This window comes from Arthrobacter sp. UNC362MFTsu5.1 (assembly GCF_000685965.1).
Classification (GTDB): Bacteria; Actinomycetota; Actinomycetes; order Actinomycetales; family Micrococcaceae; genus Arthrobacter.
In genome coordinates this window covers 135,488-151,174 of the sequence record NZ_JMLE01000012.1, presented here as the reverse complement: position 1 = coordinate 151,174, position 15,687 = coordinate 135,488, and the positions used below count along the sequence as shown (strand labels likewise).

Genomic DNA, 15,687 nt, shown 5'->3' with positions numbered 1-15,687 from the left:
CCGCGGACCAGGTACATGTTGGAGGACAGCGGCTGGCCGGTGATGGGGAAGTTCTCCACGGCGCGGAGCGTGTGGACACCCCAGTACGCGGCGGCGGGGACGTCGCGGTCACCCAGCAGGTCGTGTTCGGAGCGGGTGTCCAGGGTGGTGGGGGATGTGTTCATTGGGGTCCTCACAGGGCTTCGTTGACGGGCTTGGACGAAAAATTTTGGGCGGTACGGATCTGGGGCCGGGGCAGGCGGGAGTGACGCCTCAGCCTGCACGGTGGCATGGCTATGCCACAGCAAGGAGGCGGGGCGGGGCTTGCCGCGGAAAGGGCAAGCCAGGGGAAGGTGGGTACGGTTCGGGGTTTAGGAGCTAGCGCGTATGGCCGGCCCTGGAGTTCCCGCTTCCGGGGACGATGGTGCCCAGGGCGCATTCCACCCCGTGCAGATGCATTCTCATGGCCTGGGATGCTTCCTCGGCTGATCCGCTCTCGATGGCAGCGAAGATGCGGGCGTGCTCCTCACCCGATTCCTTGCGCCGGTCAGCCACGAGGTTGAGTGTGTTCGACTGGTTGGCCATGGCGTCGCAGATGTCTGAGAGGAACGATTCGAACACGCCATTGCCGCTGCACCGGGCGATGGTCACGTGGAACTCGGTATTCAGAAGCACCCACTGCTGGAGATCGTCCTCCTCGGACATTTCGCGCAGGATCTCCCGGAGGGCTTCCAGGTCCTCGCTGCTGCGGCGTTGCGCAGCAAGCCCAGCGGCAGGCACTTCCACGTGGGGACGTGCCTCCACGAGGGCGCTTGCCGAGTACTTGCCAAGTTTGAGGTCCTGGGCAACTTTGTCAGCAATGACGAAGGTGCCCTTGCCTGTGTGGGTGGCGGTCAGCCCCAATGCGGTGCATGAACGTAGCGCCTCCCTGACCATCGTGCGGCTCACGCCGTACTGCTTTGCAAGGGATGCCTCCGAGTCGAGGCGGGTGCCGACCGGGATCCTGCCGCCTTCGATAGCGCTACGGAGGGATGCGAAGACCGCCTCAGCCGCGCCAACGCGTACAACTCGATCTTGTGCAGCTGTCCAGCTGTCCAACAGGTCCATGCTGAAACTATGGCACCTGTCACACGGCGTGTCAAAGGTGTCCTGAATGTTGCGGTTGCTGTGTCCGCAGAACGGCTCGCCGCAGCCGGGTCAGCCGCGGTAGTCCTCCACCTGCTTGACCGGCCGCGGTGCCGCTTCGTCCGGGTTCTCCCCGTACTGCAGCTTGGCCCGCCGCTGGCGAAGCAGGTCCCAGCACTGGTCCAGGTCCTCTTCGATGCGCTTGAGCCGCGTGCGGTCGGGGGCATGCTCCGGCCCGGGCGCAGCAGATTCCGCATTTTCGCGAAGCTCGCGTTCCTCCTCAACGAGTCCTTGGATGCGTTGCAGGATGTCCTGTTCGTCCACGGTGTCCTTCTTCCTGGCGGGGGTACCAGCCAGCGTAGTGTCGCCCGCGGTGCCTGACCAGAACCTGTCGGCCCGGGTTAGGCCGACTTCCCCAATGTGGCCACGTGCACAGCGACGCCCAGATCCCGGATGTTCTCCTGCATTTCCCCAGAGAGCTGCTCGTCCGTCACCACGGCGTCAAGCTTTTCAAGCGGTGCCACGTTGAACTTGGAAACGGTGCCGAATTTGGTGCTGTCCGCCAGCAGGAAGCACGACGACGAAGCCTCCAGGGCTGCCAGCTTCACTTCCACCTTGTCCATGGACGGCGTCGTGACGCCCCGGGACATGTTCCACGTGCCGGTGCTGAGGAAGAACAAATCGATGTTGATGGACTTGATGGCGTCCGCGGCGATGCGACCGCAGCTGGATGCGCTGGAGGGGTCCACTATGCCGCCGGTATGTATTGTCTCGATGTTCGGATATGCGAAGAGGCTGGTGACCACATAGAAGTCGTTGGTGACCACCGTGAGGTTCTTGTGTCCGCCAAGGTAGGGGACCACGGACTGGCAGGTGGTGCCCGCGTCGAGGAAAATCACCATGTCATCCTCCACGAACCCTGCCGCGAGTTCAGCGATGGCCTGCTTGCGGGGCAGCTCCAGCTGCGCCCTGAACTCGCGTTCCCGAGGCGGCTCTTGGCTGGTCCACTCAGCCAGGCGTACGCCGCCCTGGACGGACACCACTTGGCCCAGGTCCTCCAGCGCCGTGATGTCCCGCCGGACTGTCATGTGGGAGACGTTCATGTAATCCGTGAGGCTGCGGATGCTCAGGACGCCTTCGCGCCGAAGCAGCCGGAGGATCTCCTGGTGGCGCTGCTCGGGGATCAGCGGTCGTGCTGTCGTGCTCACGAGGGGCTCCTTCGGGGATGTCGTCACAACCATCTTAACAACTTTTCACACACTGTTCTGATTTGTGAATATTTGGGGTAATCTCTTAATCGATGTTAAACAAATTTGAGACCCTAGAGACCATCGTCCGAACCGGCGCCCTGCTGATCGCCCGGCTGGATTCGGCCGACGAGGCCTACCGCGTTGCCGAGGCCGCCATCGACGGCGGCATCCGCGCCGTCGAGGTCCCGTTGACTGTTCCCGGTGCGCTCGGCGTCATTGAACGCCTTGTTGACAAGTACGGCGACCAAGGCATTGTGGTGGGAGCAGGTACCGTCCTCGATGCCGAAGCAGCCTTCGCCTCGGTTTCGGCAGGTGCGCGTCTGCTGGTCAGCCCACAGCTGAACCCCAACATGATCGCCACCGCCAACCGGTACCAGGCGGTCACCGCGAGTGGAGCGTTCACCCCCACCGAGGTGCTCAACACGCTCGAAGCCGGCGCCGACATCGTCAAGCTGTTCCCCGCCGAACTCGGCGGACCGGCTTACGTGAAAACAATCATGGCGCCCTTGCCGCAGGCACCCATCATGCCGTCAGGCGGGGTGACCCCGGAGAACGTCGCCGCGTGGTTCGCTGCGGGTGTGACCGCCGTCGGCGTGGGCAGCTTTGTCACCAAAGCTGCCCAGAACGACGGCGATTACGGACTCGTGTCCCAGGCGGCACGGACGTTCCTCGCAGCAATCGACGACGCCCGCCGCTAAGCCCGGGCACCCCCAGAACCGACAGCCACTGTCGCCAGAACACAAAGGAGTGAGCTGCATGAGCCAAGCTTCAGCAGAAATCGATATGTCCCAGGAGAAGCCGTTGAAGAGCGTCCGGATCAGGTGGTACCTGATCGCGCTGCTCGTCATCGGCGGCATCGTCAACTACCTGGACCGCAACAACCTCAGCATCGCCAACACCACCATCGCCAAGGAATTCGGCCTCAACACCCTGCAGATGGGCCTGTTGCTTTCGGCGTTCTCCTGGCCTTATGCCATCGCGAACCTTCCCGCCGGCTACCTCGTGGACCGGTTCGGACCGAAGAAGATGTTCGCCTGGGCGGCGGGGCTGTGGTCCATCGTGTCCATGCTGTCGGCGCTGGCCAACTCCTTCGGCTTCCTTTACGCGGCCCGTGTTGCGCTGGGTATCTCCGAGTCCCCGTTCTTTACCTCGGGGCTCAAGGTGGCGGACAAGTGGTTCAATAAGACCGAGCGGGCATTGCCGGTCTCAATCGTTAACACCGGTTCACAGATTGCCAACGCGATTGCGCCGCCGCTGCTGACGTTCCTGATGCTCACCATGACGTGGCGCGGCATGTTCGTCGTTATCGGCGCCTTCGGCATCGTCATTGCCCTGGTCTGGCTGCGGATCTACCGCGACCCCACGATGAAGGAACAGTTCATCATCAAGGGCGCCGAGTTCGAGGAACAGCAGCAGCCGAAGGAAAGGCAGGCCGGCTGGGGCGAACTCCTCAAGCAGAAGAACACCTGGTTCATGGTCCTCGGCGCGTTCGGCATCTTCTACACGGTGTGGGTCTACCTCACCTGGCTGCCCAGCTACCTCCAGACCGCACGCGGCTTCAGCCTGAGTCAGATCGGCTGGCTCGCAGGCCTGCCGTTCCTGTGCGGCGTCATCGGTGTCCTGACCGGCGGCATCCTCTCCGGCAAACTGATCAAACGCGGAGTCCCCACCATCACGGCCCGCAAGATCCCGATCGTGGGTGGTGCACTCCTCGCCGCTGCCGCTGTGCTTCCGGTGGCGTACGTCGAGAACACGGCACTGGCCATCGTGCTGCTGTCCGTCGGCTACTTCGCGGCCCAGGTGCCGATCGGGGTCCTCTGGACACTGGCGTCGGATATCGCGGAATCCAACCAGGTGGCATCCCTGGGCGCGATCCAGAACTTCGGCGGGTTCCTCGGCGCCGCGGTGGCACCGATCGTCACCGGGTTCATCCTGAACGAGACCGGCGGCAACTACACGCTAGTGTTCCTAATCGGCGGCATGCTGCTGATCGTCGGTGCCCTGTCCTACGGCATCTTCGTCAAGGACCGCCGCGCGGCTATCTCGGCCTAGGCACGGCGCGGTACCGGTTCTACGTTTCAAGTTCCACGGTTCGAGGAAGAACAGGCAGTTGACTACCACCATCCCCAAAGTGTTCTTTGTGATCGGCCCGGCCGGTTCCGGAAAGTCCAGCGTTAGCAGGCTCATCGCCCAGCGGTTCGGGGCTGCGTACATCGACAAGGACACCGCCACCATCCGGTTCACCGAGCTGCTGCTGCGGCTCAACGGCTCGGACCCCAACGAGCGGGACAACAACGAGTTCTACCAGAGCACCATCATGCCGCTGGAGTACGCGTCCATCCTGGACCTCACCCGGGACAACCTGATGGCCGGAAACTCCGTGGTGCTGGACGCGCCGTTCGGCAAGTTCTTCACGGACGACGACTACCTGTCCAAGATCCGCTGCCAGCACCAGTGGCCGGAGGCGGAACTGGTGGTTGTCCACGTGAAGCTGGCGGGCGAGGCACTCCGTCAGCGCCTGATTTCCAGGGGCTACCCGCGGGACGAGTGGAAACTCGCCAACTGGGAAACCTTCTGGGCCGGGGCGCAGGCCAATTCCTGCCAATGGAAGGAAGCCCGCCACGTGGACTTCGACAACAGCGCCGCGGCAGCGGACATTACGGACTTCGCGTCGGCGCTGACTGCAGGGGTGGCCTGAGGTCAGAGAACTTCAAGCGATGCTGAGGACGGCGGGATTTCTGCCGTCCTCAGCATCGCTTCTCGATGTGTTACAACTGCGGCACGCACTGGCCGGTGCCCAACACTGCTAGGCCCGCACGGTCGCCGTCGGCAAGGCCAGTCACATTGTTTCCCTCGCCATACATCAATTGGCTGGGGTCATCGACGTGGCTGAGGCCCAGAACGTGTCCGAGTTCGTGAGTGATGACGGCGCGTGCGTGGGCTGATCCCTCCGGCCATTGCATGATCTCCGAGAGAGTCGGGGCATCAAGGCGCACCTGTCCTGCGACCAGCACATAGGGCGAGCCCAAGGCATTGACCATGGTGCTGCCTCCCAGCCCCGCGACTTTTCCGGCGAGCCCAGGTGACTCCTCCGGAGTGGACCACGCGATGAGAACCGGAGCCCAGTGTTGGCCGTAACGGTCCGGCTGGTACGGTTTCCGCTCGTCGCTGGGACCCTCGCTCGTTGCTCCATCGTTCACAAACTGGAGACCGCTTGCGGCGGAAACCTCAGCAACGGCCTCCGCCAACAGCAAATCCGCGCCCGGCGGCGCGTTGTCTGGCCGGACAACATAGTGGACGGGGCGGCAGGGATCATACGCGGCGAATGGCTGGTCTGCATCAGGCGACGGCTGGAGCAAGTATGAGCGCGATCCGGTCGTAGCGGGCGGCCGGCCCAGCGGGGAAGCTGCAGCCTCAAAGCCTGGCGGTGGCACCTTGGAGCCCGGAAGGTACGGCAGAACGGCTGGCAGAACGAACCTTTCCAGCAGCGATGGAGTGAAGTAAAGGCCGACGATGAGTGCGATCGCCAAGCCCGCCGTGGACTTTCTTCTCGCCCTTCGGGTCACGCGGGTCCATGCCGGGCGCCGAAAGAATCCCGGTTTCTTAGCCCGTTGAGGGGACGCGGAGCCCGCACGCCACGGGTCGTTGTCCGTTGCGCGGCCCAGTGCTTCGTCAATTGCCCATTGCGGTATTCTTCCGCTGGCTGAGCGACGGACGGCTGGCGGCAATCCGCTGGCGCTTTGGCGGTTGGCGGGCGGATTGCCCCGCTTAGTGGAAAACGAACGCAACAGTGTCCCCCTGACTGCACGAATTCCGTCGTCCCTGACGGATGATGCCAGCATACGGGCTGCGTCGGTGAATGCGGTCCCGCGCCCCTAGCCCCCGCCCGCGTTCTGTGCTGGACTGGCTGACGGGCCGAGCCTGTGTCAGGCATGGCCCACCAGTCGGCCAGCCGGCTCAGGCCGGCCCAAAGAAGGGATCTGTCGCATGGCAACGTTCAAGATCGGCTACTTCGTAGGAAGCCTGGCCCGCGGCTCCATCAACCGCACACTCGCCAACGCCGTGATCAAACTGGCTCCGGAGGACCTCGAGTTCACCGAGATTCCCATCAAGGACCTCCCGCTCTACAGCTACGACTACGACGCCGATTTTCCCCCGGCCGGACGTGCGCTGAAGGAAGCGATCGAGGGCTCGGACGGCATCCTGTTCGTGTCCCCCGAATACAACCGCTCCATCCCCGGCGCCCTCAAGAACGCCATCGACTGGGGATCCCGCCCCTGGGGCACCAACTCGTTCGCCCGCAAACCGACCGGCATCCTCGGCGCCTCACCGGGCAGCATCGGCACCGCGGTCATGCAGTCCTCCATGCGCGCAGTCCTCAGCTTCCTCGACGCGCCCCAGCTCAACGCCCCCGAGGCCTACCTGAAGTTCAATCCCGCCGACTTCGCCGAGGACGGAACCGTCACCAACCAGGGCACCGCGGACTTCCTGCGCCATTACATGGAGGAATACGGCGCGTTCGTGGAACGGGTCCTCGCCGCCAACGCTCCCGGCCACATCGGCGACCCCAAACCGGACGAGGCCAAGCTCTCGCGTTAGGGAACAAAACGAAAGCGGTCGACGGCGGGAGGTCCCGCCGTCGACCGCTTTGGCATTGCTTCTTAGCCATGTTGTTGAAACTCCCGTCGGTCCTCTGAATACTGGAAGGCAGGCTATTCAGGATCGGCCAGGGGCGGTGTGGACATGACCAGCGAAGGAACCGGCAGCGCGTTCAAGCGCCGCCTGGAACGGGCCGTCGAACTGCGGGCCGTCCGGGCAACCGGCATGACGGCCGCCGAGGAAGCCGAGCTCGCCGCCGCCGAGGCAAAAGAGCGGGAAAAGCGCCGGAAAGTGGACGACGCCAAACGGGCCGAATACCTGATCCGGGACGCCATGGCCCACGGGAAGTTCGACAACCTGAAGTACGCCGGCAAACCCATCCCGGGGCTGGGCGAGGCCTACGATCCCGACTGGTGGGTCAAGGGCCTGATCCAGCGCGAGAACCTCACCGGCATGGGGCCGAAAGCCATCCTCCTGCGGACCGAAGACTCCGAGCTGGACGCCCGGCTCGACGCCCAGTTTGCCGAGAAGCAGGTCCGCGACATCCTGGCGGACTTCAACAAGCGCGTGATCGATGCCCGCCGCCAGCTCCAGGGCGGACCACCCGTCATCACGAAGACCCGTGACATTGATGCTGAAGTGGAGCGCTGGCGCGAACGCCGCGCTGAGCGCACTGCAGCTGCGGCCGCGCAGCCGGCGGAGCCTGAACTGAAGAGATCCTGGTGGCGGCGGATCTGGAACGGGGGGTCGTGACAGGGCCACAATAGAGGGACTATCTCGCGGCCCCTGGAGGTTGGCATGCGCGCGTCGGCATCGTCCCACTTAGCATTGCCTGTCGTTCTCGTCTTCGCCTTCCTGCTGGCCGGCTGCGGCCAGCAACCGGGACCTCCCGGGCCGCCTACGGAATCGGCGAGTGACCTCCCGGCGTCCGCGCCAGCCAGCGCCCCGTCAGGCGCGACGCAAACCCCGGACAACACGAAAACGCCGGCTGCCGGCGGGACCTCCACTGAGCCCGCGGCCCCTGAGTCCGTAGCGTGGACGAGCTACACGACGGCGGACGGCCAGCTCACGTTCGACCTTCCCACCACGTGGAGCGTCAGGGATCCCGCGGGGGAACTGGCGGAGGGCGGAGGCGCCTTCGCGGAGGTCACCAACACTGCAGGAAAACCGTTGGCGACGCTGCGGACCAACATGGCAACAGGGTCCACCTGCGTGGACCGGTACCCGTACTCGGTGCTCGACTCCCAGGACCTGACGGCGCTGACCCTGAAAGGCGCCACGCCGCGGTTCGTCTATGAGACCAGGGGAAACGCCACCGCCCCGGGACCGGCAGACACTCCGGCTGCGGCGTACGGGATCACGTCCGGTCCTCCGCCGGCCGGGGACTCGGCCTGCGCCATCTTCCAGTTCTTCACGTGGCCGCCGAACGCGGCCATGTTCGGGGCCTTCTACGATCCGGCGAACAATGACACTCCCGCGGACGAGTCCCTGCCCTACCTGGAGAAAGCCAAGATCTACCTGGAGACCTCGGAGTACCGCAGCATCAAGCGCATGGTTACCTCCCTGCGGCCCGCGGGATAGCTGCACGGGCCTAGAGCCACTCCTCCTCGAAGTCCGGGTGATCGGCATAGGGCAGCGCCAGCGCCTTCAGCGATCGGGTGGTCCACTCGATGGCTTCGGGGATCCAGCGGGACTCCTCCTCGAAGGGGTCGCTGACCATGGTTGCAAGCGCCGTTTGCCGGGCAGATTCGACGATCCGGATGACCCTCTTCTTCGCCTCGCACTCCAGCAGCAGGCGGTGTTCGTACCATCGCCCTGATTCGGAGACCGTGCGGTCACTGAGGATTTTCCGGGCCGCTGCCTCGTCTTCCCTGATGCGCTCGGACAGGAACTCGACAATGTCCACAACCACTCAGCTTTCGGCGGCTGCCCCGTCTGCAAGGTCGGCGACTGTGATGTCGGCTCCTTCGGCGGGGTCCTGCGAATGGGCCCGGATGTCCCGCGGATCCGCGTTCACGTCGCCTTCGGCCGGAGCCTCGCTGTGGACACGCTCCGACGTCTTTGGATTCTCGCTCATGTCCGCTCCTTTTGCTGCGGTTGCTGTGGTTTCTGCGGTGACGTGGGACCCCCACTACTGATCATCTAGCGCCCGGAGCCGCAGCGCTGTCAAGAACCATTCCGGCCCTGCCGGGGCTGACGGAGTGGGGGACAATGGGTCCATCGGATGACGGCCCAGGCGAAGGAGCAGGACGGTGTCAGAGACAAACGGACCACGGCGCGCGGCGCAGCAGATGCAGGAGGCGGCCCGCTATCTGGCCCGTGCCACCCGGAACCTGGACGCGCCATCGGACAGCCACGAAATCCTCCGCAGCCTCACTGAAACGCAGGGCTCCATCGCGCAGGCCATCCGGGAACTGGCCGCATGGCACAGGGCGGCGGCCGCGGGAACGCATTACTCCCGCCCGCACAACGAAAGCGCCCGCGGCGTGATGATCGCCGTGTCCGAACTGGACCTTGCGGCGCAGGAAGCCGATGCCCTGCAGGAGACGCTTAACCGGGCGCACGGCGGCAGCAGCGTTGTGAACTGGCTGGAAGAGCCCGAACCGGAACCGCCGTCCAGCGATGACTGACGGCGGCTGACACCCGGCGTCCGCCGCGGCTGACTGCAGGCAGCCACTAACGCAAGAGGACGACGGCGGGAAGTCCCGCCGTCGTCCTCTGCTTTCAGTTGCTGCTGTTTGGTCCCTATGCCGGGGGAGTCCCCGCCCCGCTACGCGTGCGAGTACGTCAGGCAGTCCGCATTGTCTGCGCCCGGACCCACATGGACCTCCGGGGCCTTGCACATCAGGTGGTCGTTGTGGACGCATTCGGAGCGCTGGCAGGCTCCGACGTCGGCCAGGACCTTGGGCAGTCCGCCGTGCATGCCGGTGTCGATGAAGGTAGCGCAGGATGCATGGTCCTGGGTCCCGCCGACGGTGATGGCGGCGGCACTGCAATTCGAGTGGTCGTTGAAGGAACAGTTGGAAACACTGCAGTCTGCGACGTGCGTTGTCATAGGAAGATCCTCCGTGGTTCGGCTGCCCGGGCGGGCTGCTCCCTGTGACCCACGGTAAGCCTGCCCGGCCGGATCAAAAAGACCCAAACGTGTGACCTAATTGCCGGGTTCCTGCGACTGGTTAGGGCATTACGGCCTATGGTCCGGCAACGCGCCGCTTCTTATGATGGACGTAGGGCCGACGGCACGACTCCCGGCACGTCCGGGGGGCCTTCCCAAAGACCGCCGCCGGCCCCTCACCTCCCACGGGCTCACCTCTCATAGGCTCACCTGCCAACAGCAAGGCGGCTACACCAGGCTGTCTTGCTTTTCCTGTGCCTGGGCAGTTGCCGGAGCGTTGGTTGTTGCCGGAGCGGGCAGTGCGTGATGGAAAGGGTTGAACCGGCTGCGCGACAGTTCGCCGAATGCGTAGGCCGTCTCGGCATGCTCGGAGAGGTCCACGCCCGCGTTTTCGGCTTCCTCGCTGACCCGGAAACCGACGGTCCTGTGGATAGCGCGGCCGATGACCAACGTGCCCAGGCCGGACAAGGCGATGGTGACGAGGACGGCGACGAGCTGGGCCACGAGCTGCTGTGCACCGCCGCCGTACAGGAGGCCGCCGCCCACACCGTCCACCGGCAGGGCGATGAAGCCAAGGGAGAGCGTGCCGATGACGCCGGCTCCGAAGTGGACACCCACGACGTCCAGCGAATCGTCAAAGCCGAACCGGTATTTCTGGTCGACGAAGACCGCGCAGGCCGCGCCGGCCACGAGGCCCAGGCCCAGGGCTGCGAGGGGGGTGATGTTGGCGCAGGAGGGGGTGATGGCCACCAGGCCGGCAACTACACCTGAAGCGGCGCCGAGGGAGGTGGGGTGCCCGTGGCGGATCTTTTCGGTGACCAGCCAGCTCAGCATGGCCGCGGCCGGTGCCACCAGGGTGTTGACCCAGATGAGGCCGGCCTGCTCGGCAGTGGTGGCGGCACCGCCGTTGAAGCCGAACCAGCCGAACCAGAGGATGGCGGCACCGAGCATGATGAACGGGATGTTGTGCGGCCGGTGGTTGGGGTCCTTGGCGAATCCCTGGCGCTTTCCCACGATCAATGCGAGGACGAAGGCGGCGGTTCCGGAGCTGACCTCGACGACGGCGCCGCCGGCAAAGTCGATCACCTGGCCGAAGATGGCGGTGATGGCGCCGCCGGCGCTCATGAGGCCGCCGCCCCAGATCATGTAGGCCAGCGGGCAGTAAACCAGGGTGATCCAGATGGGCACGAAGAGCGCCCAGGCGCTGAACTTGGCGCGGTCCGCGATGGCGCCGCTGATGAGGGCCACGGTGATGATGGCGAAGGTGGCGCTGAAGGCCGCCTTCATGAGGTCCGGCGAGCCCATCAGGTTCTGCAGGCCAAAGTTGGCGAAGGGGTTGCCGAACAGGCCGAGGATGCCGTCGCCGGTGGTCATGGAGTAGCCCCACAGGACCCACACAACACCGACGATGCCAGCCGAGATGAAGCTCATCATGATCATGTTGAGCGCCGCCTTGGCACGGGTCATGCCGCCGTAGAACAGGCCGAGGCCGGGGGTCATGAACAGCACCATGGCCGACGACAGCATCAGCCAGACGTTTTCCGCAGAGATTTGCACCTGCGTGTCCCTTCTCATCAAGTCTTCCGTACGGGACCTCGAGTGATTCCGGGCCACGCCCCCGCTCAATGTTTCCCCCTTCGTGTTTCCGATAATGGGGCGCTAGGTTGCGGGTAAGTTACAGGAACGGGGCCAGCGTGAAGATCACATGACCGTCTTGTTTCGGGCATGTTAACTGGGGCGCTTCGACGGCGTGACGGGAGGGCGGCTACAGGTTGCGTTTCGGCAAGATGACGGGCGGCTCACCGCAGGCGGAGCGGCCGGCCATGCGGCCAGCCAGGTGGCTGGCCCGCCGGCTGCGTGCTAGCGGAAGGGCGCCGGCGTCGGCCGCTGCGGGACGTACATGGACGGCGGCGGGGCCGGGAAGGGATCTGCCGGGTACAGCCCGGCAACCTCCATCATGTAGTTGGCCCACTGCGGCCCGGCAAGCATGTAGCCGTCAATGGCCTTGTAGAAGTTGCCGTTGATGGTGATGTTCTGGCCGGCCCTCTTTTGGCCCTGCAGGGTGTCGCCGAAGAACGACGCCGTGGCCAGGCCCGAGGTGTAGCCCACCACCCAGGTGGCGCCGTTGTTGTTGGACGTTCCCGTCTTCGCCGCTACCGGAACCCGGCTCTGGACCTTCGGGTTGATGTAGACCCCGGATCCCATCTTCAGGACGTCCTGCAGCACGGCGTTGACCCCGCGGGCCACCTCGGGCTTGACGGCGGCGCGGCACTGCGTGGCCTCGGCCGGATAATGCCGCCCTGCGGTGTCGCTGACGTCCGCGACGCCGATGGGAGTGCAGTACCGGCCGTCATTGGAGAACGTGGCAAAGGCGTTCGCCAGGTGCAGGGGAGCCACCCCGATGGCGCCCAGCAGATTGCCCAGCTGATGCATGTTCACCTGGGCTCCGTCCAGGCCGCTGTGGATCCCCACCGCATCCACCATCTTCTGGATTCCGCAGAAATCCAGCTGCGTGGCGGCGGCGAAGGTTGCCGTGTTGATGGAGTTGTACAGGCCGTAGTTGATGGGCATGGGCCGGTAGTATCCGAGGTCGTTGTTTTGAAGGTCGTCTTCAGCCCCCAGCCCGGCGTTCTTTTCAGCCGTGCTGTAGGCGCCGAGCACCTTGCCGCAGCTGGACCGCCACGGAAAGTTCAGCGGGTAGGTCCGCCGGGACGCATCGATCATCGCGTTCAGGGGTTTTCCCTCATTCAGCCACTCCGCGAACGTGAACGGCTTCATGGTGGATCCGGGCTGGAATCCGCCGGCCCCGTTCAGGTCATTGCCGTTGGCATCCATGGAATCGACGTTGAAGTTCAGCTGGGTGTCGAATTTCCCGTCCGCCGGAAGGAATACGGTGTTCTGGGCCATGGCCAGGATCCGGCCCGATCCGGGCTGGATGGTCACCAAGGCTGCACCCCAGGTGTCCGGGTTGGCTCCCGCGGTGGCATCCACCTGGGCCTGGGCGGCGGCCTGCAGCCTGCTGTCCAGGGTGGTGACGATGGTCAGGCCGCCGCGGTACAGCAGCCTCTCCCGGTCTTTGAGTTCCACACCGTAGGCCGGGTTGTTGAGGATCAGATGGGACACGTAGTCGCAGAAGTACGGTGCGATGACGGCGGCGGCGCAGCCCTGCCTGCCCGGGGTGATCTTCAGGTCCACGCCGGTGGCCACGGCGGCGTCGTGTTCAGCCTGGGTGATCTTCCTCTGTTCCAGCATGTTGCCCAGGACCTGGTTGCGGCGTTGCAGCGAGTTCTCAGGGTGAACGGCGGGGTCATAGAAGCTGGGGCTGTTCACCAGCCCGGCCAGCAGCGCGGCCTGCGGCAGGGTGAGCTCCTTGGCGGACGTGCTGAAGAAGTGCCGTGCCGCGGCCTCGATGCCGTAGGCGTCACGGTTGAAGAACACAATGTTCAGGTAGCCCTCGAGGATCTGGTCCTTTGTGTATTTCTTTTCCAGCTCGATGGCAAGCTTCATCTCCCGAAGCTTGTCGCCAACGCTCTTCTGGCCGCTAAGGATCACCTGCTCGCTTTGGTCCGCGGAAAGGTACGACTCATTGATGACGTTGGTGACGTACTGCTGGGTCAGCGTGGACGCACCCTGCCGGCCGCCCTGGGTGAGGTTGTACGTCAGTGCACGCAGGATGCCCTGGGGGTCGATGCCGGCATGGTCGTAGAAGCGGCTGTCCTCGATCGCGATGATCGCGTCCTTGATGAACGGGGACATCTGGTCCAGGGCGACCCGCACCCGGTTTTCCGCGTAGAACGTGGCGATCGGCTGGCCGTCCGCCGTGACCATCTTGGTGGCCTGCGACGGAACGTTGACCGTGAGGTCGCCGGGCAGGCTGTTGAAGAATGTAATCGAACTGCTGACCGTCACCCCGGCGGCCGCCACGCTCGGAACCACCAGGCTGGCGGCCAGCACTCCGCAGATGGCGCTCACGGCAAAGAATCCGACGAGCCTTCCCAAGGCCGCGGCCAGACGTGAACCCAATCGCTTCTTCGGCGCCATTTTGTCCAGCTATCACGCGAGAGACGTGTGTCCAGAATACGCCGGGCGGCCGCCCGCCAGCCAGAGTCCGGCGGGCGGTCCGTCAGTTCGCGTGGGGGTCGGCGATGCCGATGTACTGGGTGGTGGTGTACTCGGCGATGCCCTCGGAGCCGCCTTCGCGGCCGAGCCCGGAGTGTTTGACGCCGCCGAACGGGGCGGCGGCGTTGGAGATGACGCCGGCGTTGAAGCCCACCATGCCGAATTCGATCTGTTCGACCACGCGCAGGAGCTTGTTGAAGTCGCGGCTGTAGAGGTAGGAGGCCAGGCCGTATTCGCTGGCGTTGGCGAGCCGGATGGCGTCCTCCTCCGTGCTGAAGGTGGTCACCGGGGCGACGGGGCCGAAGATTTCCTGGCGCAGGATCGCGGCGTCGTTCGCCACGTTCGCCAGGACGGTGGGCGGGTAGAAGTACCCGGCGCCCTCTGCCGGGGAACCGCCGGTGACGGCAACTGCTCCGGCGTCGACGGCGGCGGCCACCAGGGCGTGCACGTCGTCGCGGGCGCCGGCGTCGATGAGCGGACCCACCTGGGTGGCCGGTTCGGTGCCGCGGCCGGTGGTGAGTGCGCCCATGGCGGCGGCGAACCTTTCCGTGAACTCGGCGGCGACGGATTCGTGGACGAGGAACCGGTTCGCCGCGGTGCAGGCTTCGCCCATGTTCCGCATCTTCGCGGCCATGGCACCTTCGACGGCCTTGTCCAGGTCGGCGTCCCCGAACACGATGAACGGGGCGTTCCCGCCCAGTTCCATGGAGGTCCGCAGCACGTTCTGCGCGGCGTCGGCCATGAGGCGCTTGCCGACCGGGGTGGAGCCGGTGAAGGAGACCTTGCGGAGCCTTGGGTCGGCGAGCAGCGGGCCGGAAATGCCCGAGGCGCTGGAGGAGGCCACCACGTTCAGGACTCCGGCGGGCAGGCCGGCGTCGAGCATGGTCTGCGCGAAGTACTGGGCGGTCAGCGGGGTGAGCTTGGCCGGCTTGAGGACCATGGTGCAGCCGGCGGCGACGGCCGGGGCAACCTTGCGGGTGGCCATGGCGAGCGGGAAGTTCCACGGCGTGATCAGCAGGCATGGACCCACCGGCTTCTTCTGGACCAGGATCTTGTTCTTGCCCTCGGGTGTGGCGAGGTAGCGGCCGTAATCCCGGACCGTCTCTTCGGAGAACCAGCGCAGGAACTCGGCCCCGTCGGTGACTTCGCCGCGGGCTTCGGCCAGGGGCTTGCCCATTTCCAGGGTCATCAGCAGGGCAAAGTCCTCGGCGCGTTCGGTCACCAGGTCAAAGGCGCGGCGCAGGATCTCGGCGCGTTCCCGCGGTGCCGTGCGCGCCCAGGAAGCCTGCACCTTGTCGGCGGCGTCGAGCGCGGCCAGCGCGTCGGCGCTGGTGGCGGACGCCAGGGTGGCGAGTACCTCCCCGGTGGCGGGATCGTGCACGTCAAACGTGCCGCCGTCGGACGCCTCCGTCCACTGGCCGCCGATCAGCAGCCCGGTGGGGACGGAAGCGAGGAGTGCGGCTTCCCGCTCGGGCGAGATGGCAGGGGAAATGGTCATGG

Annotated in this window: 17 protein-coding genes and 1 pseudogene; 7 read left to right on the top strand and 11 right to left on the bottom strand. The window is 65.3% G+C overall.

Annotated elements, in window-relative coordinates; translation table 11 throughout:
* From aspA to BS38_RS0113360, 4 genes and pseudogenes are all read right to left on the bottom strand, one after another.
* Positions 1-164: pseudogene (aspA, locus tag BS38_RS27100) on the bottom strand (aspartate ammonia-lyase); the annotation flags it as partial.
* A 193-nt stretch (positions 165-357) separates the two neighbouring features.
* Positions 358-1,086, bottom strand: a complete 729-nt coding sequence (locus BS38_RS25130; RefSeq protein WP_043438616.1) for a FadR/GntR family transcriptional regulator — start codon at positions 1,084-1,086, stop codon at positions 358-360.
* Positions 1,087-1,176: 90 nt separating this feature from the next.
* A complete protein-coding gene (locus tag BS38_RS0113365; protein WP_028271270.1) occupies positions 1,177-1,428 on the bottom strand; it encodes a DUF2630 family protein in 252 nt (83 codons plus the stop codon).
* A gap of 77 nt (positions 1,429-1,505) precedes the next feature.
* Complete coding sequence (locus tag BS38_RS0113360) at positions 1,506-2,312, bottom strand: DeoR/GlpR family DNA-binding transcription regulator (protein ID WP_028271269.1); 807 nt, start codon at positions 2,310-2,312, stop codon at positions 1,506-1,508.
* Positions 2,313-2,404: 92 nt separating this feature from the next.
* Here BS38_RS0113360 and BS38_RS0113355 point away from each other — a divergent pair, with 92 nt between their 5' ends.
* Genes BS38_RS0113355 through BS38_RS0113345 form a run of 3 tightly spaced genes read left to right on the top strand, consistent with a single transcriptional unit; the run spans position 2,405 to position 5,052 of the window.
* Entirely contained in the window at positions 2,405-3,052 is a 648-nt protein-coding gene (locus BS38_RS0113355) for a bifunctional 4-hydroxy-2-oxoglutarate aldolase/2-dehydro-3-deoxy-phosphogluconate aldolase (RefSeq protein ID WP_028271268.1), read from the top strand.
* 58 nt (positions 3,053-3,110) lie between these two features.
* Entirely contained in the window at positions 3,111-4,406 is a 1,296-nt protein-coding gene (locus BS38_RS0113350; protein ID WP_028271267.1) for an MFS transporter, read from the top strand.
* Between the two features lie 58 nt (positions 4,407-4,464).
* Complete coding sequence (locus BS38_RS0113345) at positions 4,465-5,052, top strand: AAA family ATPase (protein WP_028271266.1); 588 nt, start codon at positions 4,465-4,467, stop codon at positions 5,050-5,052.
* Between the two features lie 70 nt (positions 5,053-5,122).
* Here the strand turns inward: BS38_RS0113345 and BS38_RS27615 are convergent, their stop codons facing one another.
* Complete coding sequence (locus BS38_RS27615) at positions 5,123-5,554, bottom strand: matrixin family metalloprotease (protein ID WP_231511243.1); 432 nt, start codon at positions 5,552-5,554, stop codon at positions 5,123-5,125.
* Positions 5,555-6,341: 787 nt separating this feature from the next.
* Here BS38_RS27615 and BS38_RS0113335 point away from each other — a divergent pair.
* From BS38_RS0113335 to BS38_RS0113325, 3 genes are all read left to right on the top strand, one after another.
* The gene (locus BS38_RS0113335; RefSeq protein WP_028271264.1) at positions 6,342-6,953 is read left to right on the top strand and encodes an NADPH-dependent FMN reductase; all 612 of its coding nucleotides are present in this window, start codon (positions 6,342-6,344) and stop codon (positions 6,951-6,953) included.
* Positions 6,954-7,097: 144 nt separating this feature from the next.
* Complete coding sequence (locus BS38_RS0113330) at positions 7,098-7,706, top strand: J-domain-containing protein (RefSeq protein WP_028271263.1); 609 nt, start codon at positions 7,098-7,100, stop codon at positions 7,704-7,706.
* 75 nt (positions 7,707-7,781) lie between these two features.
* Positions 7,782-8,534, top strand: a complete 753-nt coding sequence (locus tag BS38_RS0113325) for a hypothetical protein (protein WP_028271262.1) — start codon at positions 7,782-7,784, stop codon at positions 8,532-8,534.
* A 10-nt stretch (positions 8,535-8,544) separates the two neighbouring features.
* On the opposite strand, the gene BS38_RS0113320 is transcribed toward BS38_RS0113325, so the two are convergent.
* A complete protein-coding gene (locus tag BS38_RS0113320; RefSeq protein ID WP_028271261.1) occupies positions 8,545-8,859 on the bottom strand; it encodes a DUF6221 family protein in 315 nt (104 codons plus the stop codon).
* Positions 8,860-8,865: 6 nt separating this feature from the next.
* On the bottom strand, positions 8,866-9,030 hold the full coding sequence (locus BS38_RS27405) for a hypothetical protein (RefSeq protein ID WP_197024942.1): 165 nt from the start codon (positions 9,028-9,030) through the stop codon (positions 8,866-8,868).
* 175 nt (positions 9,031-9,205) lie between these two features.
* Between BS38_RS27405 and BS38_RS0113310 the strand changes: the two genes are divergently transcribed.
* Positions 9,206-9,583, top strand: a complete 378-nt coding sequence (locus BS38_RS0113310; protein ID WP_156037122.1) for a hypothetical protein — start codon at positions 9,206-9,208, stop codon at positions 9,581-9,583.
* Positions 9,584-9,723: 140 nt separating this feature from the next.
* Here BS38_RS0113310 and BS38_RS0113305 read toward each other — a convergent pair whose 3' ends face one another.
* From BS38_RS0113305 to BS38_RS0113290, 4 genes are all read right to left on the bottom strand, one after another.
* Positions 9,724-10,008, bottom strand: coding sequence for a DUF1540 domain-containing protein (locus BS38_RS0113305; protein ID WP_028271259.1), 285 nt, complete (start codon positions 10,006-10,008; stop codon positions 9,724-9,726).
* A gap of 288 nt (positions 10,009-10,296) precedes the next feature.
* Positions 10,297-11,625: an ammonium transporter gene (locus tag BS38_RS0113300; protein ID WP_043438651.1), complete on the bottom strand. Its 1,329-nt coding sequence runs from the start codon at positions 11,623-11,625 to the stop codon at positions 10,297-10,299.
* 303 nt (positions 11,626-11,928) lie between these two features.
* Positions 11,929-14,109 carry a transglycosylase domain-containing protein gene (locus BS38_RS0113295; protein ID WP_028271257.1) on the bottom strand — a complete coding sequence of 727 codons (2,181 nt, stop codon included), beginning with the start codon at positions 14,107-14,109 and terminating at the stop codon, positions 11,929-11,931.
* 82 nt (positions 14,110-14,191) lie between these two features.
* Entirely contained in the window at positions 14,192-15,685 is a 1,494-nt protein-coding gene (locus tag BS38_RS0113290) for an NAD-dependent succinate-semialdehyde dehydrogenase (protein ID WP_028271256.1), read from the bottom strand.
* Between the last annotated feature and the right edge of the window lie 2 nt (positions 15,686-15,687).

Coding starts and splice junctions, on each gene's coding strand:
- BS38_RS25130 (WP_043438616.1), bottom strand. CDS start 1,086: ATGGACCTGTTGGACAGCTGGACAGCTGCACAAGATCGAGTTGTACGC.
- BS38_RS0113355 (WP_028271268.1), top strand. CDS start 2,405: ATGTTAAACAAATTTGAGACCCTAGAGACCATCGTCCGAACCGGCGCC.
- BS38_RS0113350 (WP_028271267.1), top strand. CDS start 3,111: ATGAGCCAAGCTTCAGCAGAAATCGATATGTCCCAGGAGAAGCCGTTG.
- BS38_RS0113335 (WP_028271264.1), top strand. CDS start 6,342: ATGGCAACGTTCAAGATCGGCTACTTCGTAGGAAGCCTGGCCCGCGGC.
- BS38_RS0113330 (WP_028271263.1), top strand. CDS start 7,098: ATGACCAGCGAAGGAACCGGCAGCGCGTTCAAGCGCCGCCTGGAACGG.
- BS38_RS27405 (WP_197024942.1), bottom strand. CDS start 9,030: ATGAGCGAGAATCCAAAGACGTCGGAGCGTGTCCACAGCGAGGCTCCG.
- BS38_RS0113305 (WP_028271259.1), bottom strand. CDS start 10,008: ATGACAACGCACGTCGCAGACTGCAGTGTTTCCAACTGTTCCTTCAAC.
- BS38_RS0113295 (WP_028271257.1), bottom strand. CDS start 14,109: ATGGCGCCGAAGAAGCGATTGGGTTCACGTCTGGCCGCGGCCTTGGGA.
- BS38_RS0113290 (WP_028271256.1), bottom strand. CDS start 15,685: ATGACCATTTCCCCTGCCATCTCGCCCGAGCGGGAAGCCGCACTCCTC.